The following is a 17066-nucleotide window of genomic DNA, read 5'->3' on the forward strand; positions in this document are numbered from 1 at the left end:
TAAGTAATTTATTTCATTATAGAAAAAATTTTACTAACTTAAAACTCCCCATTATGGAAACGGATAAGCTATGTAAACTTGCACAGGGAATACTGTTTCTTTTTCTGACCTCAATTCTTTTAATAACACCTCATTTAACGCAGGCGCAAACTACAGACATAAATTTTAATCTTTCCGCCAATCATTATTATAACCCCGGTGATAAAGTATCAATAAACATCTCTTCTTATGATTACTCAAATAAATCAGCAAGAAGATACACATTTAAAGTTCAGGTTCTGAAAATAAAAAATCTTGATGAGTTTTATTCAAAACAATTATCTCGCGGAAGTCTTGATGTTCTCGGAGCTGATAGCACTAATCTTTTATATCTTACCGAAGAAGTCCGGTCATTCGATAAAACTATCAGACAAAAAAATGAATACGGGTATGCATATATGAATGATGTGATTGATATAAGCGGTCTTGAAAAAGGAGCATACATAGCACGGATTACAAACAAAAATAAAGTCGCATACATTGGATTTGTAATTACATCTTTAGGCATTCTTTCCAAAGCGGGAACCGGTTCTATGCTCGGATATGTCGTTCAGAAACAATCGGGTGAGCCGGTGAATGACGTAAGTTTAAATTTTTATCTCGGTATGAACAAAGTCGGTTCAGGAGTTACAAATTTCGGAACGGCTTACCAGACTTTCGATATTCAACAAGTTTCGAATATTAACAGTGACTTCAATAATCAAATTGCTGCGTTAATTATCGGTCAGCACGGCGATGATGTGGTTATCTCCGATTCCTATTTATATTTTGGCTACGGCGAAAGCAAATATTCGGTTTATATTTATACAAATCAACCGGTTTATAGAACCGACTCGCAAGTTGACTTCAAAGGTATCATAAGAACGATGAGCAACTTCCAGTATTCGGCAGTTGGAAATCAGGATATAACGGTAAAGATAAAAGACTCACGAAATGCTGAAGTGTATAAGGAAGTATTAAGAAGTGATGCAATGGGAAGTGTTAATGGAAGTTATAAAATCGAAAAAGAAGCACCTCTCGGAACATATACGATTTATTTTGAAATAGGTGAAGGCAATACATACTCACAGACATTTTCCGTCGAGCAATACAAAAAGCCCGAATATAAAGTAACCGTTACTCCTGAGAATACGCAATATCTAAACAGCGAGACAATCGAAGCAAAAATTAAAGCAGATTATTATTTCGGCAGCCCAGTTGCAAACGCTGAAGTTGAGTATAATATTTTTAAGCAAAGATATTACAAACCGTGGTGGAGCTACAGTGAGTATGCATGGTGGTATGCAGATTATTATGAAAATCAGGATGAGAATTCAATGTATAACAATTCCGAAATGATTTATTCCGGCAAAGGATCTTTGAATGAATACGGCGAGATGACTATTTATTACAACATAAAAGAAGATTTTAAAAACGATAATAACGGACGTGACTGGTGGTGGTATGGATGGAGTGATGAGACTGATTACAGATACATAATTCAGGCAAAGGTTGTTGATAAATCACGTCGTGAAATTGACGGCATAGGAACGGTGCTTGTAACGCGCGGAAAGTTTTTCATCACGGCAAATGCAAATAAATATTTATATAAACCGAATGATGACGTTACCATCACAGTGCGCACAATGGATTTTTCAGACAAGCCGGTATCTACCGATTTTTTGATAAGCATATACAAGTATGATTTCAGTTATTATAAAGATAACGAATACAAAAAAGATTTTGTCGCATCGCTTAACGGAAAAACTTTAAGCGAGGGAGAGGGAACCGTGACTTACAAGCTTCCTTATGATGCAGAAGGATATTACATTGCTGAAATTCAATCAACCGATGAACGCGGAAACAAAATAACCGGTTCGACTAACTTCTCGGTTTATAAAGAAAGCATGAGCTGGTGGGATGATAACAGCGGCGTGCTGATTATGACTGACAAGGATAGCTATAAGGTTGGCGATACTGTGAAAGCAGTTGTGATTACCCCGACTCCGGATGCAACTGTCTTAATGACAGCTGAAAGCGATAACATACTTTATTATGCAACGGAAAAATTTTATGGAACTTCGAAAGAAGTTTTAATTCCCGTTACCGAAAAATTTTCTTCAAATTTTTATGTCAAAGCGGCTTATATAAAAGATGGAACTATGTATGATGTGCAAAAAATGCTGATGGTAATTCAGGAGCAAAAGTTCTTAACAGTTGAAATCGACCCGTCGAAGCTGATATATAAACCGAAAGAAAAAGGTGAGCTGAAAGTTCGTGTGCTAGACTATACCGGAATGCCTGTCAGAAACGCTGAAGTATCGCTTGGTATAATAGACGAGAGCATTTATGCAATAAAAGAAGAAACTACGAAAGACATCCGTAAATTTTTCTACGGACCGAAATATGTTTATGTGTCTTCTTCTTATGAAAGCGGAAATTATACTTATGCATATTCCCGCTTGCTGACAATATTTGAACGCTTCAACATTCATTCAATAAAAGAAAGCGAGCTTGCAACGGTTACTGGCCGATTGCTTGACAGGGATAGCAAGATTGTTCCCGGTGCAATAATTATTATTGACGATGAATATCAAGCAGCAATTACAAATGACAGCGGAGAATTTGAGTTCAAGCTTCCTGCCGGGAAGTATTCAATTTCTATATACACGGGTAAAGAAAAGAACGAAGACGTTCGTGAGCTTATGCTTTCAAAAGGAGAAACAAAGAATTTTATTTTATATACAGATGAGAGTTTGAATGAGCTTGAACAGCAGAAATCACTTGAACAAACAGGTGCATTTAATTTTCGCGGAGGAAGAACATCTGATATAGTTGCTCTTACAGAAGGAGTAGTTTCTGAAGAAAAAATGAATGCCCCTAAATCTAAAAAGAATGGTGAAAAAGATGATTACCAAACTGCTGAGGTTCGTTCTGATTTCAGAGATGCAATTCTCTGGTCACCTTCACAAATGACTGATGACAACGGATATACAACTGTCGAGGTTCAGTATCCTGATAACTTAACCGAGTGGAGAATTACTTCGCGAGTTATTACTGAAGATTCAAAGGTTGGACAAAATGTAAAGACTGTTATCACAAGAAAAGATTTGCTTGTGAGAATGGAAACTCCAAGATTTTTACAGCAAAATGATAACGTGACGATTTCGACAATCGTGCATAATTATTTGAGTTCAGAAAAAAGAGCAAAGGTGAAATTTACAGCGGATAACGTTCAGCCAATGAATGCAACAGAGCAGACGATTACGATTCCATCAAACGGTGAAGTCAGATTAGATTGGAATATCAATGTAACAGGTGTAACAGGTGATGCAAAGCTTTATGTTGAAGCTTTAACCGATGAAGAATCTGATGCGGTTGAGCTTAAAGTTCCTTTGGAACCGACGGGTCTGAAGATGACAAACAGTTTGATTGCTGATTTTGATGATGCTTACAAAAACGAAACAAAAAATTTTGAAATACCGATTACGAGCAACTTGCAGTCAGCAAGCTTGAAGTTCACGGTTTCACCATCGCTTGCTTCCACGATTTTGACTGCGCTCGATGAGCTTGCAGGTTATCCTTATGGATGTGTCGAGCAGACTATGAGCAGATTTTTGCCGACTGTTGTAGTTGCGAGAGCTTTCAGAGAGCTTGATGCGCCAATCAGCGCGGCAACACAGAAGGATTTGCCTAAGATGGTCGAAGCAGGATTGAACCGCTTATATGGATTCCAGCATTCGGATGGCGGATGGGGTTGGTGGACAAATGACGGCACTAATCCGTTCATGACCGCTTATGTTGTTTACGGAATGACAACTGCGCAATCTGCGGGATATACCATTAAGAATGGTGTTTTGAACAATGGCGTTAAAGCAATGAAGTCTCAATTGAAAGGTGAAAACCTTGAGTCAACAACACGCGCATATGTTCTGTATTCTCTTGCTCTTGCGGATAAAAATTCTAATACACTTATTCGTGAATACATAAAGCTTTTACAAAAAGAAGATTTGAATGATTATGCAAAGAGCTTGATAATCTTAACTCTCAATGAAATCGGTGATACTCAGCAGGCAAATGATGTGGTGGCTGATTTAGTGAAGGACGTTAAATATTCAGGCGAAGGCGCAGCTTACTGGGAAGGTAAGTCGTTTCATTATAACTGGCAGGATGATAAAGTTCAGACTACAGCAATGGCTCTCAGCGCGCTTGTGAAAACAAACATGCATGCGGATTTGAAAAATAAAATCGTCCGCTGGCTTATGATGCAAAGAATGGGTTTTGCATGGAGAAATACTCAGGAGACCGCATTCATTGTTTACTCAATGGTTGATTATTTAAAAACTTCAGATGAGCTCAATCCTGATTATACCATAAAAGTTTTTGTGAATGAAAAAGAATATATGTCAAAGCAGATGACCCGCGACGATGTTTTTAAAAAAGATGAAATCATCGAAGTTGATTACACTGCTTTGCAGATGAACAATAATGTTATCCGCATTGAAAAATCAGGAACAGGAAAAGTTTATTTTTCGGGAACGGTGAATTATTATGTCAATTCAAACAACGTCAGCGCGATGGAAAACGGTTTCAGAGTCGAGCGTGAGTATTATGTCATTAAGCAATATGAATCATACAAAGGCAACAATATTGTCTACAGAAAGTATCCTTACGACGGCAATATAAAATCGGGAGATATGCTTCTCGTGAAGCTCCGCGTTTATACAAAAGAAAATAATCTTTCTTACTTCATGCTCGAAGACCCGATTCCTGCGGGATGCGAAGTCATCACCGACGACTGGGCTTATAACATCGAAGATGAGGAAGATTACGGAGTTGTTTATGATTATCCTTACTGGAGATGGTGGTATGCCGACAAGGACATCCGCGATAACAAAGTTACTTTCTTCGCGACGTATCTTTACGGAGACCATTATGAGTTCTCATACATAATGCGCGCGCAGATACCGGGACAGTATAACGTCAATCCTTCTGTGGGAGCGCTTATGTATTATCCCGAAGTCAACGGCAACTCCCCGACAATGAGGATGAATATATCTGACAAGTAGTTTTATCCCCCTTTGGAGGGGGAAACAGGGGGAGGATTTAAGTGATGTCCTCCTCCTAAATCCTCCTCTCCCAAAGGGACGACGATGTCGCAAAGAGGACTTGTCATCCGGGACTTGATCCGGGATCCAGTCTTCAGGTCACCTAACCTGGATTCCAACTTTCGCTGGAATGACAATAAGTCGAATTTTGTTTTACATTTTATATTTTATGTTTTATGAAACGACAGCACGTCAATTCCACAAGCGTTCGTTCAATCGGCTATGACGAAGCAACGAAAACTCTCGAAGTAAAATTCATCGATGGCGATGTTTATCAATATTTCAAAGTCCCCGAAAAAATTTACCTCGACCTCCTCACCGCCAGCTCCATCGGCGCATATCTGAATAAAGAAATCAAAGGTAAGTTTGAGTATAGGAAGATGGAATAACGAAATTCGTATTTTAAGTAAATAATGATTTTTATAAGTTTGTGAAATAAATATAGTTTACGCCGTTGTTGGTGTTTTCACCAACAACCAATTTTCTTAAAGTAAATGAACAATCTTGTATTTTTCACTGCTACAATTCTTGAATGGAAACCATTGCTCACACTTGATAAATATAAAAATATAATTATTAGCAGCTTAAAATATCTTGTTGAGAACAATAAAATAAAAATATATGCGTTTGTCATAATGCCGAATCATATTCATTTAATATGGAAAATTAAAAATGAATTAAATTATTCGGACATTCAACGTGATTTTTTAAAATACACCTCTCAAATGATTAAATTTGATTTAGAGAAAACAAATGTTGATTTGTTAAATGAATTTTATGTGGATGCTAAAGATAGGAAATATCAAATTTGGGAACGAAATCCTTTGTCTATTGAATTAATCTCTAAAGAAATAACAGAACAAAAAATCAATTATATTCATAAAAATCCTTTAATGCCAAAATGGAATTTAGCTGAAGAATCGCATTTGTATAAATATGCTTCAACAAAATATTATCTCGAAGGAACAGATGAGTTTGGAATTTTAGAAAACTATATGAATTATGACGGTTGTTGGTGAAAACACCAACAACGGCGATGATGATTTTGGTTTGATGGAATAGACACGGTTAGATTTTATGGTCTGTTTATTAGCAAAATAAATAAAAATCAATATGAAAGTTATTATTCTGACTTTTACAAATTTGTTATTATTAATTTATTCTCTTTCCTTCGCCCAACCCACCAAATCCATCTCTTACGGTGATGTAGTTTATGAATTCACGGAAGTGAAATCGAAAGATGGGTTTGTGACTGATACGAAAGTGAAGATTGTTAATCAGTCTGACGGCAAGGTGCTTTATGAAAATATGATGGATGAAATAAAAAAGGATGAAGAGAAAACGGGGTTTCAATATCTGCAGGAGTACAGATTGATTGACATTAACGGTGATGGAAGCGATGAGTTGATTTTAAACGGATATGTCGGTATGTCGCCCTATTTTCTTTTCGGCAACGGTTACATCATCGACAAAACAAAAAGCTACCTGCCGCTTTATGAAATTCAGAATCTGAACATGCAGGCGATAGATTCGGTTAACATGATTCTTGAAATCATCGAGAAAGAATCTCCCGCTGTGCTTGGACTTTGGAATATTTATCATGTGAAATACAACGGACAGCTTGAGCTTGTGCCGTATATGAGCGATGAATTTTATGATATGCTTTCGAATGAAAATTATCAGAATATTATGCAAAACCATAAAGAGATGAGTCCCGAAGACGACATCTGCAAAAATTCTCCGCTTAGTCCAACGATGGAAGAGTTTTACTCATATTACTGGCGTGCAGTTGAAAATGTTTTTTACAATGCCTACATCAATAATGTTTTTTATCTTGCCGAGGCGTGGTTTTTAAAACACAATAATTGTCCGGATAAAAATAAAATACTTGAAGTGATTTTGAAAGATACGGAAAAACGTCAGGAGCAGTTTATAAGTTATATGCGAGATTATTATCCGATAAAATATAAATAATTTTACACACCCCGCTGCTTCGCAGCACCCCTCTCGAGAGGGGAATTTTTGTTCTTTCATCCCGACAAGTCGGAACTTCGCTACGCTCAGCTTCTTACCTCCAACTTTCAAATAATTTGTGCTAATTTGTGTCAATCTGTGGTTTAATCTTTTGAAAATTTGAAAAAAATAATTTCAAAGACTGTCTGGATTTTGGGATTTGTCAGTTTGTTCAATGACATATCAAGCGAGATGCTTATTCCAATTATGCCGATTTTTCTTAAGAGCATTGGCTTCACGGCATTTCTTATCGGACTGCTTGAAGGATTTGCCGAAGCAACAGCGGGGCTTAGCAAGGGATATTTCGGATACTTATCGGATAAGTATAACACTCGCAAGCCGTTTGTTTCAAGCGGATATTTTTTAAGCACACTTTCAAAACCAATGCTGGCTCTCAGCATTTATCCGCTGTGGATTTTCCTTGCGAGATTTTTTGACAGGTTTGGAAAAGGAATCCGCACTTCAGCCCGTGATGCAATTTTATCCGACCAGGCAACTGCTCAGACCAAAGGAAGAATTTTCGGATTTCATAAAGGAATGGACACGACCGGAGCAGTGATTGGTCCTCTGATTTCTTTGCTGCTGCTGACATTCTATGATGTAAGCTACCAGACAATTTTTTTAGTTGCCTTCGCTCCGTCGCTTGTCGGATTTTTATTGACCTTATTTGTTAAAGAAAAAAAATCGGAGCATAAAGTTAAAAAAAGTATTCCCGGTTTTTTTACTTTTGTAAAATATTGGAAGGAAGCTTCGCCGGATTATAAAAAAGCCGTCATCGGGTTCCTTGCTTTCGGAGTAATAAACAGCTCTGATTTGTTTTTGCTGCTGATGATTAAGAACATCACAAACTCCGACCAGGATGTGCTTATGGTTTATATTTTTTATAATGTTGTGTTTGCTGCAACGTCATATCCGATGGGAGCAATTGCCGATAAAATCGGTTTCAAGAAAAGTTATGTCATCGGACTGATTATTTTTGCAATCGTTTACGGCGTTATGTCAACTTCGCCTTCGCTTTATGTCATTTACGGATTATTCTTGCTCTACGGACTGTATGCTTCATTAAACGAAAGCGTCTCCAAGGCGTGGATTGCAAGCATTGTGCATACAAAAATTGCAACTGCTTTGGGATTTTTCACAGGATTCAATAGCGTTTGTCTTTTGCTCTCAAGCACCATCGCGGGATTAATCTGGACTTCGTTCGGGGCACCTGTAATGTTTGCTTATGCAGGAGCAGGCGCAATAATTGTAGCGGCGTATTTATTGATTACGTTCCGTGGTCAGAGCTTCAAGGTAGATGGAAAGTATATAGAACCCGCCGAAGAGCAATAATTACATTCTTTCAGGGGCGGAAATTCCGATAATGCTAAAACCATTTTTCAAAACCTGCTGTGTTGCCATGCAAAGCTTCAAGCGAGCGGCAGAAAGTTTTGGATTTTCGGCATCAAGCACACGGTTGTTGTGATAAAACAAGTGAAAGTCACTTGCGACTTTATTTAGGTAAGTAATAATCTTATGCGGTTCATAAGTTCTTGTGGCATCCTGAACTTCTTCAGGGAAGTCAGCAAGTGTCTTTAATAAACGCATTTCTTCGGGAGCAGTTAAGAGAGCCGGTTCGGAATCAGCACACAAAATATCGGGAAAATTTGTTTCAGCATTTCGCAAAATTCCGCAGATACGTGCGTGAGCATACTGTAAATAATATACAGGATTTTTTTCCGAGTGCTCTTTTGCAAGCTTAATGTCAAAATCGAGATGCGTGTTTGCTCCCCGCATCACAAAGAAGAATTGCGTAGCATCAACACCGATGTCGTTTATAAGCTCATCGAGATAATATGAAGTATCGCTTCGCCCGCTCATTTTAACGGACTCATCTCCCATTTTAAACGTGACCATCTGGTGAATGATGACGTGGATTTTATCTGTATTATATCCTGCTGAACGCACACCGTATAGGACTTCTTTATATGTGTCGCCATGGTCAGAACCAAAGATGTCAATGATTAAATCAAACCCGCGTTCGAGTTTATTTATATGATATGCCATGTCCGGCAAACGGTAAGTCGGCTCTCCGGTATTTTTAACAATTACTTTATCTTTATCAAAACCTTCTGCCTGATTCATTTTTAGCCATACCGCGCCGTCATTTTCATAAGACATTTCTTTCTCTTTAAATAATGCAAGAAGCTTTTCGATGTCTCCGTTTTTATATAATTCGGTTTCATTGAAAAATACATCGTGGTTTATCCCGAGTTTGTTTAAAGTATTTCGAATAACTTTGAAATTAAAATTTTCTCCTGCGGTTTTGAAAAATTCTAAATCCTTAGAATCTTTTAAAGAATCTTTTCTCTGGCTGTAAATTAACTGCGCAATATTTTTTATGTACTCGCCCTGGTAACCGTCTTCAGGGAAAGGGAAGCTTCGGTCAATCATCTGCATGTAGCGTGCATAAACAGACTCCGCAAGCTTTTGCATCTGGTTGCCTGCGTCGTTGTAGTAATACTCGCGAGTTACTTGATATCCCGTCCATTCAAGAAGATTTGCAATAGCTTTGCCAAGAGCAATTTGTCTGCCGTGTCCTGCGTGGAGCGGCTTTGTGGGGTTTGCGCTTACCCATTCAAGATTTGCTTTTTTGCCTGAGTTGTCTTTTGTCTTTCCGAAATCATTTCCGCTTACTATTATTTCACCAAGAACTTCACGATAATAAAAATCCGAAACAAAAAAATTTATAAATCCGGGTCCCGCGATTTCAACTTTTGAAATAAATTTTTCATCAAAAGTTATATTCGAAATAATTTCATTCGCTAAGTCGCGCGGTTTTTTGTTTAATTGCTTCGACGCAACAAGTGCAATATTGGTCGTGAGGTCTCCGTGTTTTTCATCTTTTGGCTTATCAAAAATGACTTTTGAATCCGAACCGGTTTTATTAAGATATTCCGTTAATAAATTCGTAAGATATTTTATTATTTCGGTCATTAAAAATTGTACCTATCCTGGGATTCCCGCCTGCGCGGGAATGACTTCAAATTTATTCATTAAATTATTTATTACTCATTACTAATTACATATTGCTAATTGTTCTTTAGCCAGCCTTCTTGTTTGTACCAATCCACGGTTTTTTTAAATGCTTCTTCGAGTGATAATTTTTGTTTATAACCAAGTTCGAGTTTTGCTTTTTCATTTGAACAAACCCATCGAGTTTGTGTTATGTCTTTGCATTTCTCAACGTTCAATGTTGCTGCATTTTTTTGAAACTTTGCAAAGAATTGCGCAATATAACCAACGGTAAACACAACCGCATGAGGCAGTGCAACTTTGAAAGCTTTTCTTCCAAGTATTTTAGATGTTAAGCTTCCGATTTCATCCCAGTTATATGCTTTATCCATGCAGATAAAATAAATCTGTCCGTTTGCAGCATCGTTTATTGCAGCTAAATAAATTCCATCTACAAGTTCCTCTACATAAACCAAACTCAGATATTTTTCACCGAAACCAATCACACTGTTAAGACCTTTTTGAAACGCCTGGAAATAAACAAGAATCTCGGTATCTCTCGGACCAAAAACTGCAGGAGGTCTTATAATACAAACATTCATTTTATCCTTATAATTCAAAACAGCTTCTTCAGCATGACGCTTTGTAACACCGTATGTCGTTATTGGATGGCACGGAGCATCTTCTGTCAACGGTTTTTCTGTAGGGGTCGGACCGCATGCCGCAAGAGAAGAGATATGAACGAATTTTTTTATCTTCGGATTAACTTTATATGTTATATCAAGCAGGTTTTTTGTTGCGAGGTAATTTCCGCGCTCGAAACCTTCGCTTGTTTTTGCTTTTACAACTCCCGCAACATGGAAAACATAATCCATGTCTTTTATTACTTTTTCAAGCGCTTCATTCGAAAATAAATCACCGTCAACATAGTGAACGTTCTTGCCTTCGAGCCATTTCACTGACGAGGTCGAACGCTTCAAACAATATACTTCAAAACCTTCTTTTAAGAGTCTATCGGCAAGGTGACTGCCCACAAAACCCGTTGCTCCTGTTATAAATGCTTTCATAATTCCTTAGATTGTATCCGAATTTTGGCGTTGTATTCGAAAAATATCATAGAAGTTATAAATTAATATTCGTATTTTCTATTTCGAAATTTTTCAACATTATCCTAATATTAACAATTAACTACTTATAATTAATGGATTTATTTCAGAAGTGTTATAATTTTAAACGTGCAGACGAAGTCAAAGCAGCGGGTTTTTATCCTTATTTCAGAGCAATCGAAGCTAACGAGGGACCGGAAGTAATGATAGAAGGAAGGAAAATCATTATGGCAGGCTCAAACAATTATCTTGGTTTGACTGCGCATCCGAAGGTGAAAGAAGCTGCAATAAAAGCAATTGAAATGTATGGAACGGGCTGCTCAGGTTCACGTTATTTAACCGGAACACTGGATTTGCACAACAAGCTTGAAGAAAAGTTTGCAGACTTTTTTGGCAAAGAAAGAGTGTTGTTGTTTTCAACAGGATATCAGACAGCTCAGGGTATAATCCCGACGCTTGTTCAAAGAGGTGAATATGTAGTTTCAGATAAAGATAATCACGCATGTATTGTTGCTGCAAATTTAATGGCAAAAGGTGCCTTTGCTGATTTCAAACGTTATGAACATAATGACATGGACTCATTAGAAAAGATTATGAGTTCGCTTCCTCTTGATGCCGCAAAGCTTGTAGTATCAGATGGAGTTTTTTCAACAACCGGAGAGATAGTTCACTTGCCGAGACTTGTTGAGATTGCAAAAAAATATAATGCAAGAATTTTGATTGATGATGCGCATTCAACCGGCGTCATCGGCAAGGGTGGAAGAGGAACTGCTTCGCATTACGGGCTTGGTGACCAGGTTGATATGATTATGGGAACATTCTCAAAAACTTTTGCTTCGCTTGGAGGATTTGTAGCGGGTGAAAGAGATGTGATTAATTACATTAAGCATCATTCTCCGGCATTGATTTTCTCTGCATCACCCACTCCCGCCTCAGCAGCGGCGGCAGATGCAGCGCTCGATATATTAATTGCTGAACCGCAAAGAATTGACAGGCTTCTTAATAATGCTCAGAAAATGCGGGACGGTTTTAAGAAAATGGGATTCAAAATTATCGACGGTGAGTGCGCAATTGTTCCGGTGATTCTTGGCGATGATTTACTTGTGTTCCAGTTCTGGAGAAAGCTTTTTGATGCAGGTGTGTTCGTCAATGCGTTCATATCTCCTGGTGTGCCTGCAAATATGGCAATGTTAAGAACTTCATATATGGCGACGCATGAAGACAAACATCTTGACAGAATTCTTGAACTTTTTGGCGACATCGGAAAAGAATTGGGAGTTATTAAGTAATATTTAGTGTTATAGCTAAAAACTTCTGATAATGAAATATATATTTATACTATTTTTTTGTAGTGCCTTAATTACTGCTTGTTCAAAAGATAATCAAAATACAAATACAAGCTCAAATACGGAATCACAAAGTGATGACCTTGATACTGCAGAACTTGAAAAAGACGAGATGTTTGGAGCGGTCTTAACAAATGATTTTTTGCATGAAGATGATGCGGATTTGGAAACATATTTAATTACACAAATTTATCCGCTTGTTTCGACCTCAAAGAAGGTAGCAATTGACAAAATATCTTCTTCTGATTTTATTCTGACTTATGATGATGCCGGAACCATCAAAAAAATGTTAATCCAAAAATATTATAATCCCCTGACTGAGGAAGTTTTATTTGAAAGAAGCGATTATACCGGGCAAAGCGGAAAATAAATAAATATAAATTTTGAGAAAAAGGGAATATCTTATAAGAAGATTATTCCCTTTTTCGTTTTAAAGAAATGGTTAAACCCGAAAATACAGATAAAAAAATAGAAGAGCTTCAAAAGACAGGAGGCAAGAAATTTAATAAAAAAATTCTTGAAACAATCGAGAATTATAAAAAGCTGACTGATGAGGAGAAGAATTGTTTTCATATTTATTATGGTTACGGGAAGGGCAAAACTACTGCAACTATGGGCTTAACAATGCGTGCACTTGGCGCAGGGAAGAAAGTTGCAATTGTACAATTTGATAAAGGTCATAATCCTGATAAAGAGCATTACGCAGAAAGAATTATTTTGAGAAAACTTAAAGAACTTGGTTATCCGATTGATATTTACCCGACAGGATGCGAGCGAATGAACGCGGATGGAACGTTCCGTTTCAAAAATCAGGAGGAGGATTTTAAAGAAGCACAGAGAGGGGTGGGTATTGCAAAAGATTTAATTGAAAAAGGCGGAATTGATTTGCTCATTTTAGATGAAGCAATTGCTGCGGTTGATTATCATCTGCTTGATAAAAAAGATGTTGACGAACTTATTGATTTATACAAAAAAAATAAAAAATTTGAATTAGTAATGACCGGGCATAAATTGTGGGAAGGTCTCGAAGAAAAAGCCGACCTTGTTACTGAAATGAGAAAAGTGAAACATTACTTCGATGCGGGAATTCCTGCACGTGAAGGGATTGAGTTTTAAGCAACCTTCTGTCATTCCCGCGAAGGCGGGAATCCAAAGAATTGAAAATTTTAAATCGAATATTTTAGTCAGTCCATACAAAATTGGAATATAAAATAACAAAATGCATTTGTTACGATACTTCATTTGAAGAGATGAAGGAAATTATGAAAGTAAATGATTTCAAAACTTTGGAGCAACTTCAGCAGTATAAAATGGTAGCGGGCAATTGTAAACTATGTCTTCCTTACATAAAAAAAATGATTGAAACCGGTAAAACAATTTTTGCAGTGGAGCTTTCCTGATTACTATGCAGTTAAAAGATACTTCGAAGATAAAATATTTTAATTCGCTGCCTTCAGCTGAATTAACTGGAAGTATTCCTGATAACGGGCATATAAAGATATACATAGAACAGGCTGCTTTATCAGGAATTGAACATCATTTATCATCGGATAAAAACAACGAACTTGGCGGAGTCCTTACCGGATATAACTGCAAATTGCACTCAGGTGAATCCTTTATAATAATAAAAAATTTCATTAAGGCAGGCTTTACGAATTCCTCCGTTTCGCGTTTGACTTTTACTTATCAGACCTGGGAGCAAATAAACAACGAGCTTGAAAATAAATTTCCTGATGAGATAATTCTCGGCTGGTATCATTCTCATCCCGGACATTCTGTTTTTCTATCCGATTATGATGTTTTTATTCAAAAGAATTTTTTTAATTTGGAGTTCATGGTTGCATATGTTTTTGACCCGACCATAACTCAGCGTGGATTTTTCTTCTGGAACGGCGACAAAATTGAAAAAGCAAAAGGATTTTATGTAATTAATAATGAAGAATTAGTAATGAATAATGAAAAATCAGCTGAGCGAAAAACAGGAAATGATTTAAATGAGCTCGAAAAACAGATTGAAGTGAAGCCAAAGAACATAAATAATATTACCATTTTATTGCTGATAATTAACTTTGCAATTCTATCCTTTTTAATTTATCAGGTATACTCGATTAAGAGCAATATTGAGAACCTTGCGGTTAATACGCTTGAAACCGAAAAATTGAAATCAGATTATAAATATTTGAACCAGAAGCTCGAAGACCATATTATCGAAGGTCAGTTAGATAATGCCGGTTCAATTGATTATACAGTTAAAGATAATGACAACATTAAAGGAATAGCATATTTTTTTTTGAATGATTCGAGCAAATATATTGATATATTAAGTTTTAATAATTTATCCGACCCTAACCAGGTTGTTAAAGGAATGAAGTTAAAGATTCCTGTTTTAAAATAAAAAACGAAGTCATTCCCGCGAAGGCGGGAATCCCAGTATTAAAGTAAGGGGATTCTTCGCTACGCTCAGAATGACATACGAGAATATTTATGACACCAAGAAAAAGAAGATTAAATTCAGATTACGAAAAGCTTATTACCGAATTCAAGAATCACCCGTACATAAAATTAGAAGTTGAAGATAATAACGGAGCAGTGCCGGAAAGATATTTTGTTACATTCAAAGATGTTCGCGGAATAAAGCTTGAGGACGGCTCGACTAAAGAGAAAAAAGTATTGAGATATATTTCACAGCATAAGATTGAAATTTATCTGCATCTTGATTATCCGAGAGTAAAACCACAATGTTTTTTGCTGACTCCGATTTTTCATCCGAATTTCAGAATGGCATCGCCTCATGATATTTGCATAGGTGATTTTTGGGCTCCCGGTGAGACGCTTGTTGATATAATTTATCAGATAGGTGAAATGCTTCAGTATAAAAATTATAACGTTACCAGTCCGCTCAATGGGGTTGCCGCAAAATGGGCAAGAGAGCATACCAAATATTTTCCTACTGACCAGAAAGATTTAAGAATAGGTGAGTTGGATATAAATATTGATAATGCTGATAAGGAAGAAATAAATATTGAATTTAAATAATATATGATAGCGCCATATAAAGGCATATATCCTAAGATTCACGACTCGGTTTTTATGTGCGAGGGTTCGCATATAATCGGTGATGTTGTTCTTGAAGAAAATGTCAGTGTTTGGTTCAATACTGTCATTCGAGGTGACGTAAATTACATAAGAGTTGGAGCAAGAACAAACCTTCAGGATAACTCGACGCTTCATGTTACTTATAAAAAGTACCCGCTTGTAATAGGAGCAGACGTAACAATCGGCCACAATGCTATTGTTCATGGATGTACTGTAAAGGATAAAGTTTTAATCGGGATGGGCGCAATTTTGCTTGATAAGTGTGTGGTTAATTCAAATGTCCTCATCGGAGCAGGAACGTTGATTAAGCAAGGTTTTGAGGTTCCTGAAGGGGTTCTGATAGCCGGTGTGCCCGGAAAAATAATTAGAGACCTCAAACAGGATGAGATTGAAATGATTCAGCAGAGTGCAAAGAACTATATGATGTATGTTGAAATGTATCAAAAAGAGGACACTTTTAACCCTTAAATAAGTCAAAGTTTATTAGAAATTTATATTCATCTGCTTGTGTATATAAATTGACAATGCAATTTTATATATCTATTTTTACATTAACACAGATTTACACCGGTAAATTAGGCATAAAGTTAAGCTCTTTTAGTCTGTGTTAAGTATGCTCAATATACTGGTATTTTAAATTAGGAGGTGACAATGCCGAAAGGTAAAGTCAAATGGTTCGATGCTAAAAAAGGATTTGGATTTATTGTTGGAGAAGAAGGAAAAGACATATTCGTTCATTATTCAGCAATCGCTAACGAGAAATCTTTCAAGACTCTCGAAGACGGTTCTGAAGTCGAATATGAATTAATTGAAGATGGCAAGGGAATGAAGGCAGCGAATGTTAAAGCAGTTTAAGTTTTAACATCTTTAACCCCGGTTACCTTTTACCGGGGTTTTTTTACTTTAGTAGAGAAGGGTACATAGTCAATTTGAGCATAATAAACGGAAGAAATAAAGACATAATAGCCGGAATAGAGAAATTATTCGATACCTCATTTAAAAGCGCTGAAAATTCAATCATTTTAGATATAAAAAACGAGCAGACGAATTTCAGAATTCATCTCGAAATGTTTACGGATAATTCCGCCAATACAAATGATGAGGATAATTATTTAATCTCCGTTTATACCAATAACTGCCACTTACAGCTTCAGAACTGCAAAAGAATCATAATCAGTCAAATGCTTGAGGAAATAATTTTTATTTCCGAAACAGAAACTAAGCTTTCCGGATTAATTGTTTCCAGAAAAGGCGACTGCGCTTTGTATTCAAATGTGAATAAGGATATTCTTTCAAAAGATTTTGCAGAATTAAATTCGGAAAAACTTTTATCGGCGGTTGCACTTTCCGTATCAGAAGAAATTCCCGAGTAATAGAATTAAAAA

General features: G+C 36.7%; 16 protein-coding genes. 14 read left to right on the forward strand and 2 right to left on the reverse strand.

Translation table 11 applies throughout. The features are described from left to right. Positions 1 to 53 precede the first annotated feature (53 nt). The 5 genes from VHP32_07890 (at position 54) to VHP32_07910 (ending at position 8471) form a co-directional block, all read left to right on the forward strand. Positions 54 to 5087 (forward strand): MG2 domain-containing protein, encoded by a 5034-nt coding sequence (locus VHP32_07890; GenBank protein HEX2787811.1) that lies wholly within the window; start codon positions 54 to 56, stop codon positions 5085 to 5087. Between the two features lie 215 nt (positions 5088 to 5302). Next, positions 5303 to 5515, forward strand: coding sequence for a KTSC domain-containing protein (locus tag VHP32_07895; protein ID HEX2787812.1), 213 nt, complete (start codon positions 5303 to 5305; stop codon positions 5513 to 5515). 105 nt (positions 5516 to 5620) lie between these two features. Continuing rightward, positions 5621 to 6145 (forward strand): transposase, encoded by a 525-nt coding sequence (locus tag VHP32_07900; protein HEX2787813.1) that lies wholly within the window; start codon positions 5621 to 5623, stop codon positions 6143 to 6145. Positions 6146 to 6239: 94 nt separating this feature from the next. Beyond that, the gene (locus VHP32_07905) at positions 6240 to 7100 is read left to right on the forward strand and encodes a hypothetical protein (protein ID HEX2787814.1); all 861 of its coding nucleotides are present in this window, start codon (positions 6240 to 6242) and stop codon (positions 7098 to 7100) included. 159 nt (positions 7101 to 7259) lie between these two features. Beyond that, on the forward strand, positions 7260 to 8471 hold the full coding sequence (locus tag VHP32_07910; GenBank protein HEX2787815.1) for an MFS transporter: 1212 nt from the start codon (positions 7260 to 7262) through the stop codon (positions 8469 to 8471). On the opposite strand, the gene argS is transcribed toward VHP32_07910, so the two are convergent. Together argS and VHP32_07920 are read right to left on the reverse strand one after the other, a co-directional pair. Beyond that, positions 8472 to 10115: an arginine--tRNA ligase gene (gene argS / locus VHP32_07915; GenBank protein ID HEX2787816.1), complete on the reverse strand. Its 1644-nt coding sequence runs from the start codon at positions 10113 to 10115 to the stop codon at positions 8472 to 8474. 95 nt (positions 10116 to 10210) lie between these two features. Further along, positions 10211 to 11200 (reverse strand): NAD(P)-dependent oxidoreductase, encoded by a 990-nt coding sequence (locus VHP32_07920; protein ID HEX2787817.1) that lies wholly within the window; start codon positions 11198 to 11200, stop codon positions 10211 to 10213. A 134-nt stretch (positions 11201 to 11334) separates the two neighbouring features. On the opposite strand from VHP32_07920, the gene VHP32_07925 reads away from it, so the two are divergent. The 9 genes from VHP32_07925 (at position 11335) to VHP32_07965 (ending at position 17054) form a co-directional block, all read left to right on the forward strand. Continuing rightward, on the forward strand, positions 11335 to 12528 hold the full coding sequence (locus VHP32_07925; protein HEX2787818.1) for an aminotransferase class I/II-fold pyridoxal phosphate-dependent enzyme: 1194 nt from the start codon (positions 11335 to 11337) through the stop codon (positions 12526 to 12528). 31 nt (positions 12529 to 12559) lie between these two features. Beyond that, positions 12560 to 12955, forward strand: a complete 396-nt coding sequence (locus VHP32_07930) for a hypothetical protein (GenBank protein HEX2787819.1) — start codon at positions 12560 to 12562, stop codon at positions 12953 to 12955. Between the two features lie 68 nt (positions 12956 to 13023). Beyond that, on the forward strand, positions 13024 to 13701 hold the full coding sequence (locus VHP32_07935; protein HEX2787820.1) for a cob(I)yrinic acid a,c-diamide adenosyltransferase: 678 nt from the start codon (positions 13024 to 13026) through the stop codon (positions 13699 to 13701). Positions 13702 to 13784: 83 nt separating this feature from the next. Further along, on the forward strand, positions 13785 to 13985 hold the full coding sequence (locus tag VHP32_07940) for a (2Fe-2S)-binding protein (GenBank protein ID HEX2787821.1): 201 nt from the start codon (positions 13785 to 13787) through the stop codon (positions 13983 to 13985). Positions 13986 to 13990: 5 nt separating this feature from the next. Beyond that, complete coding sequence (locus VHP32_07945) at positions 13991 to 14980, forward strand: LysM peptidoglycan-binding domain-containing protein (protein ID HEX2787822.1); 990 nt, start codon at positions 13991 to 13993, stop codon at positions 14978 to 14980. A gap of 89 nt (positions 14981 to 15069) precedes the next feature. Then, the gene (locus tag VHP32_07950) at positions 15070 to 15621 is read left to right on the forward strand and encodes a ubiquitin-conjugating enzyme E2 (protein ID HEX2787823.1); all 552 of its coding nucleotides are present in this window, start codon (positions 15070 to 15072) and stop codon (positions 15619 to 15621) included. 3 nt (positions 15622 to 15624) lie between these two features. Further along, positions 15625 to 16149 (forward strand): gamma carbonic anhydrase family protein, encoded by a 525-nt coding sequence (locus VHP32_07955; protein ID HEX2787824.1) that lies wholly within the window; start codon positions 15625 to 15627, stop codon positions 16147 to 16149. Positions 16150 to 16332: 183 nt separating this feature from the next. After that, the gene (locus VHP32_07960; protein ID HEX2787825.1) at positions 16333 to 16536 is read left to right on the forward strand and encodes a cold shock domain-containing protein; all 204 of its coding nucleotides are present in this window, start codon (positions 16333 to 16335) and stop codon (positions 16534 to 16536) included. 74 nt (positions 16537 to 16610) lie between these two features. Next, a complete protein-coding gene (locus VHP32_07965; GenBank protein ID HEX2787826.1) occupies positions 16611 to 17054 on the forward strand; it encodes a hypothetical protein in 444 nt (147 codons plus the stop codon). The last annotated feature ends 12 nt before the right edge of the window (positions 17055 to 17066 follow it).

It is taken from the genome of Ignavibacteria bacterium, assembly GCA_036262055.1.
Classification (GTDB): domain Bacteria; phylum Bacteroidota; class Ignavibacteria; order Tepidaquicellales; family Tepidaquicellaceae; genus DATAJP01.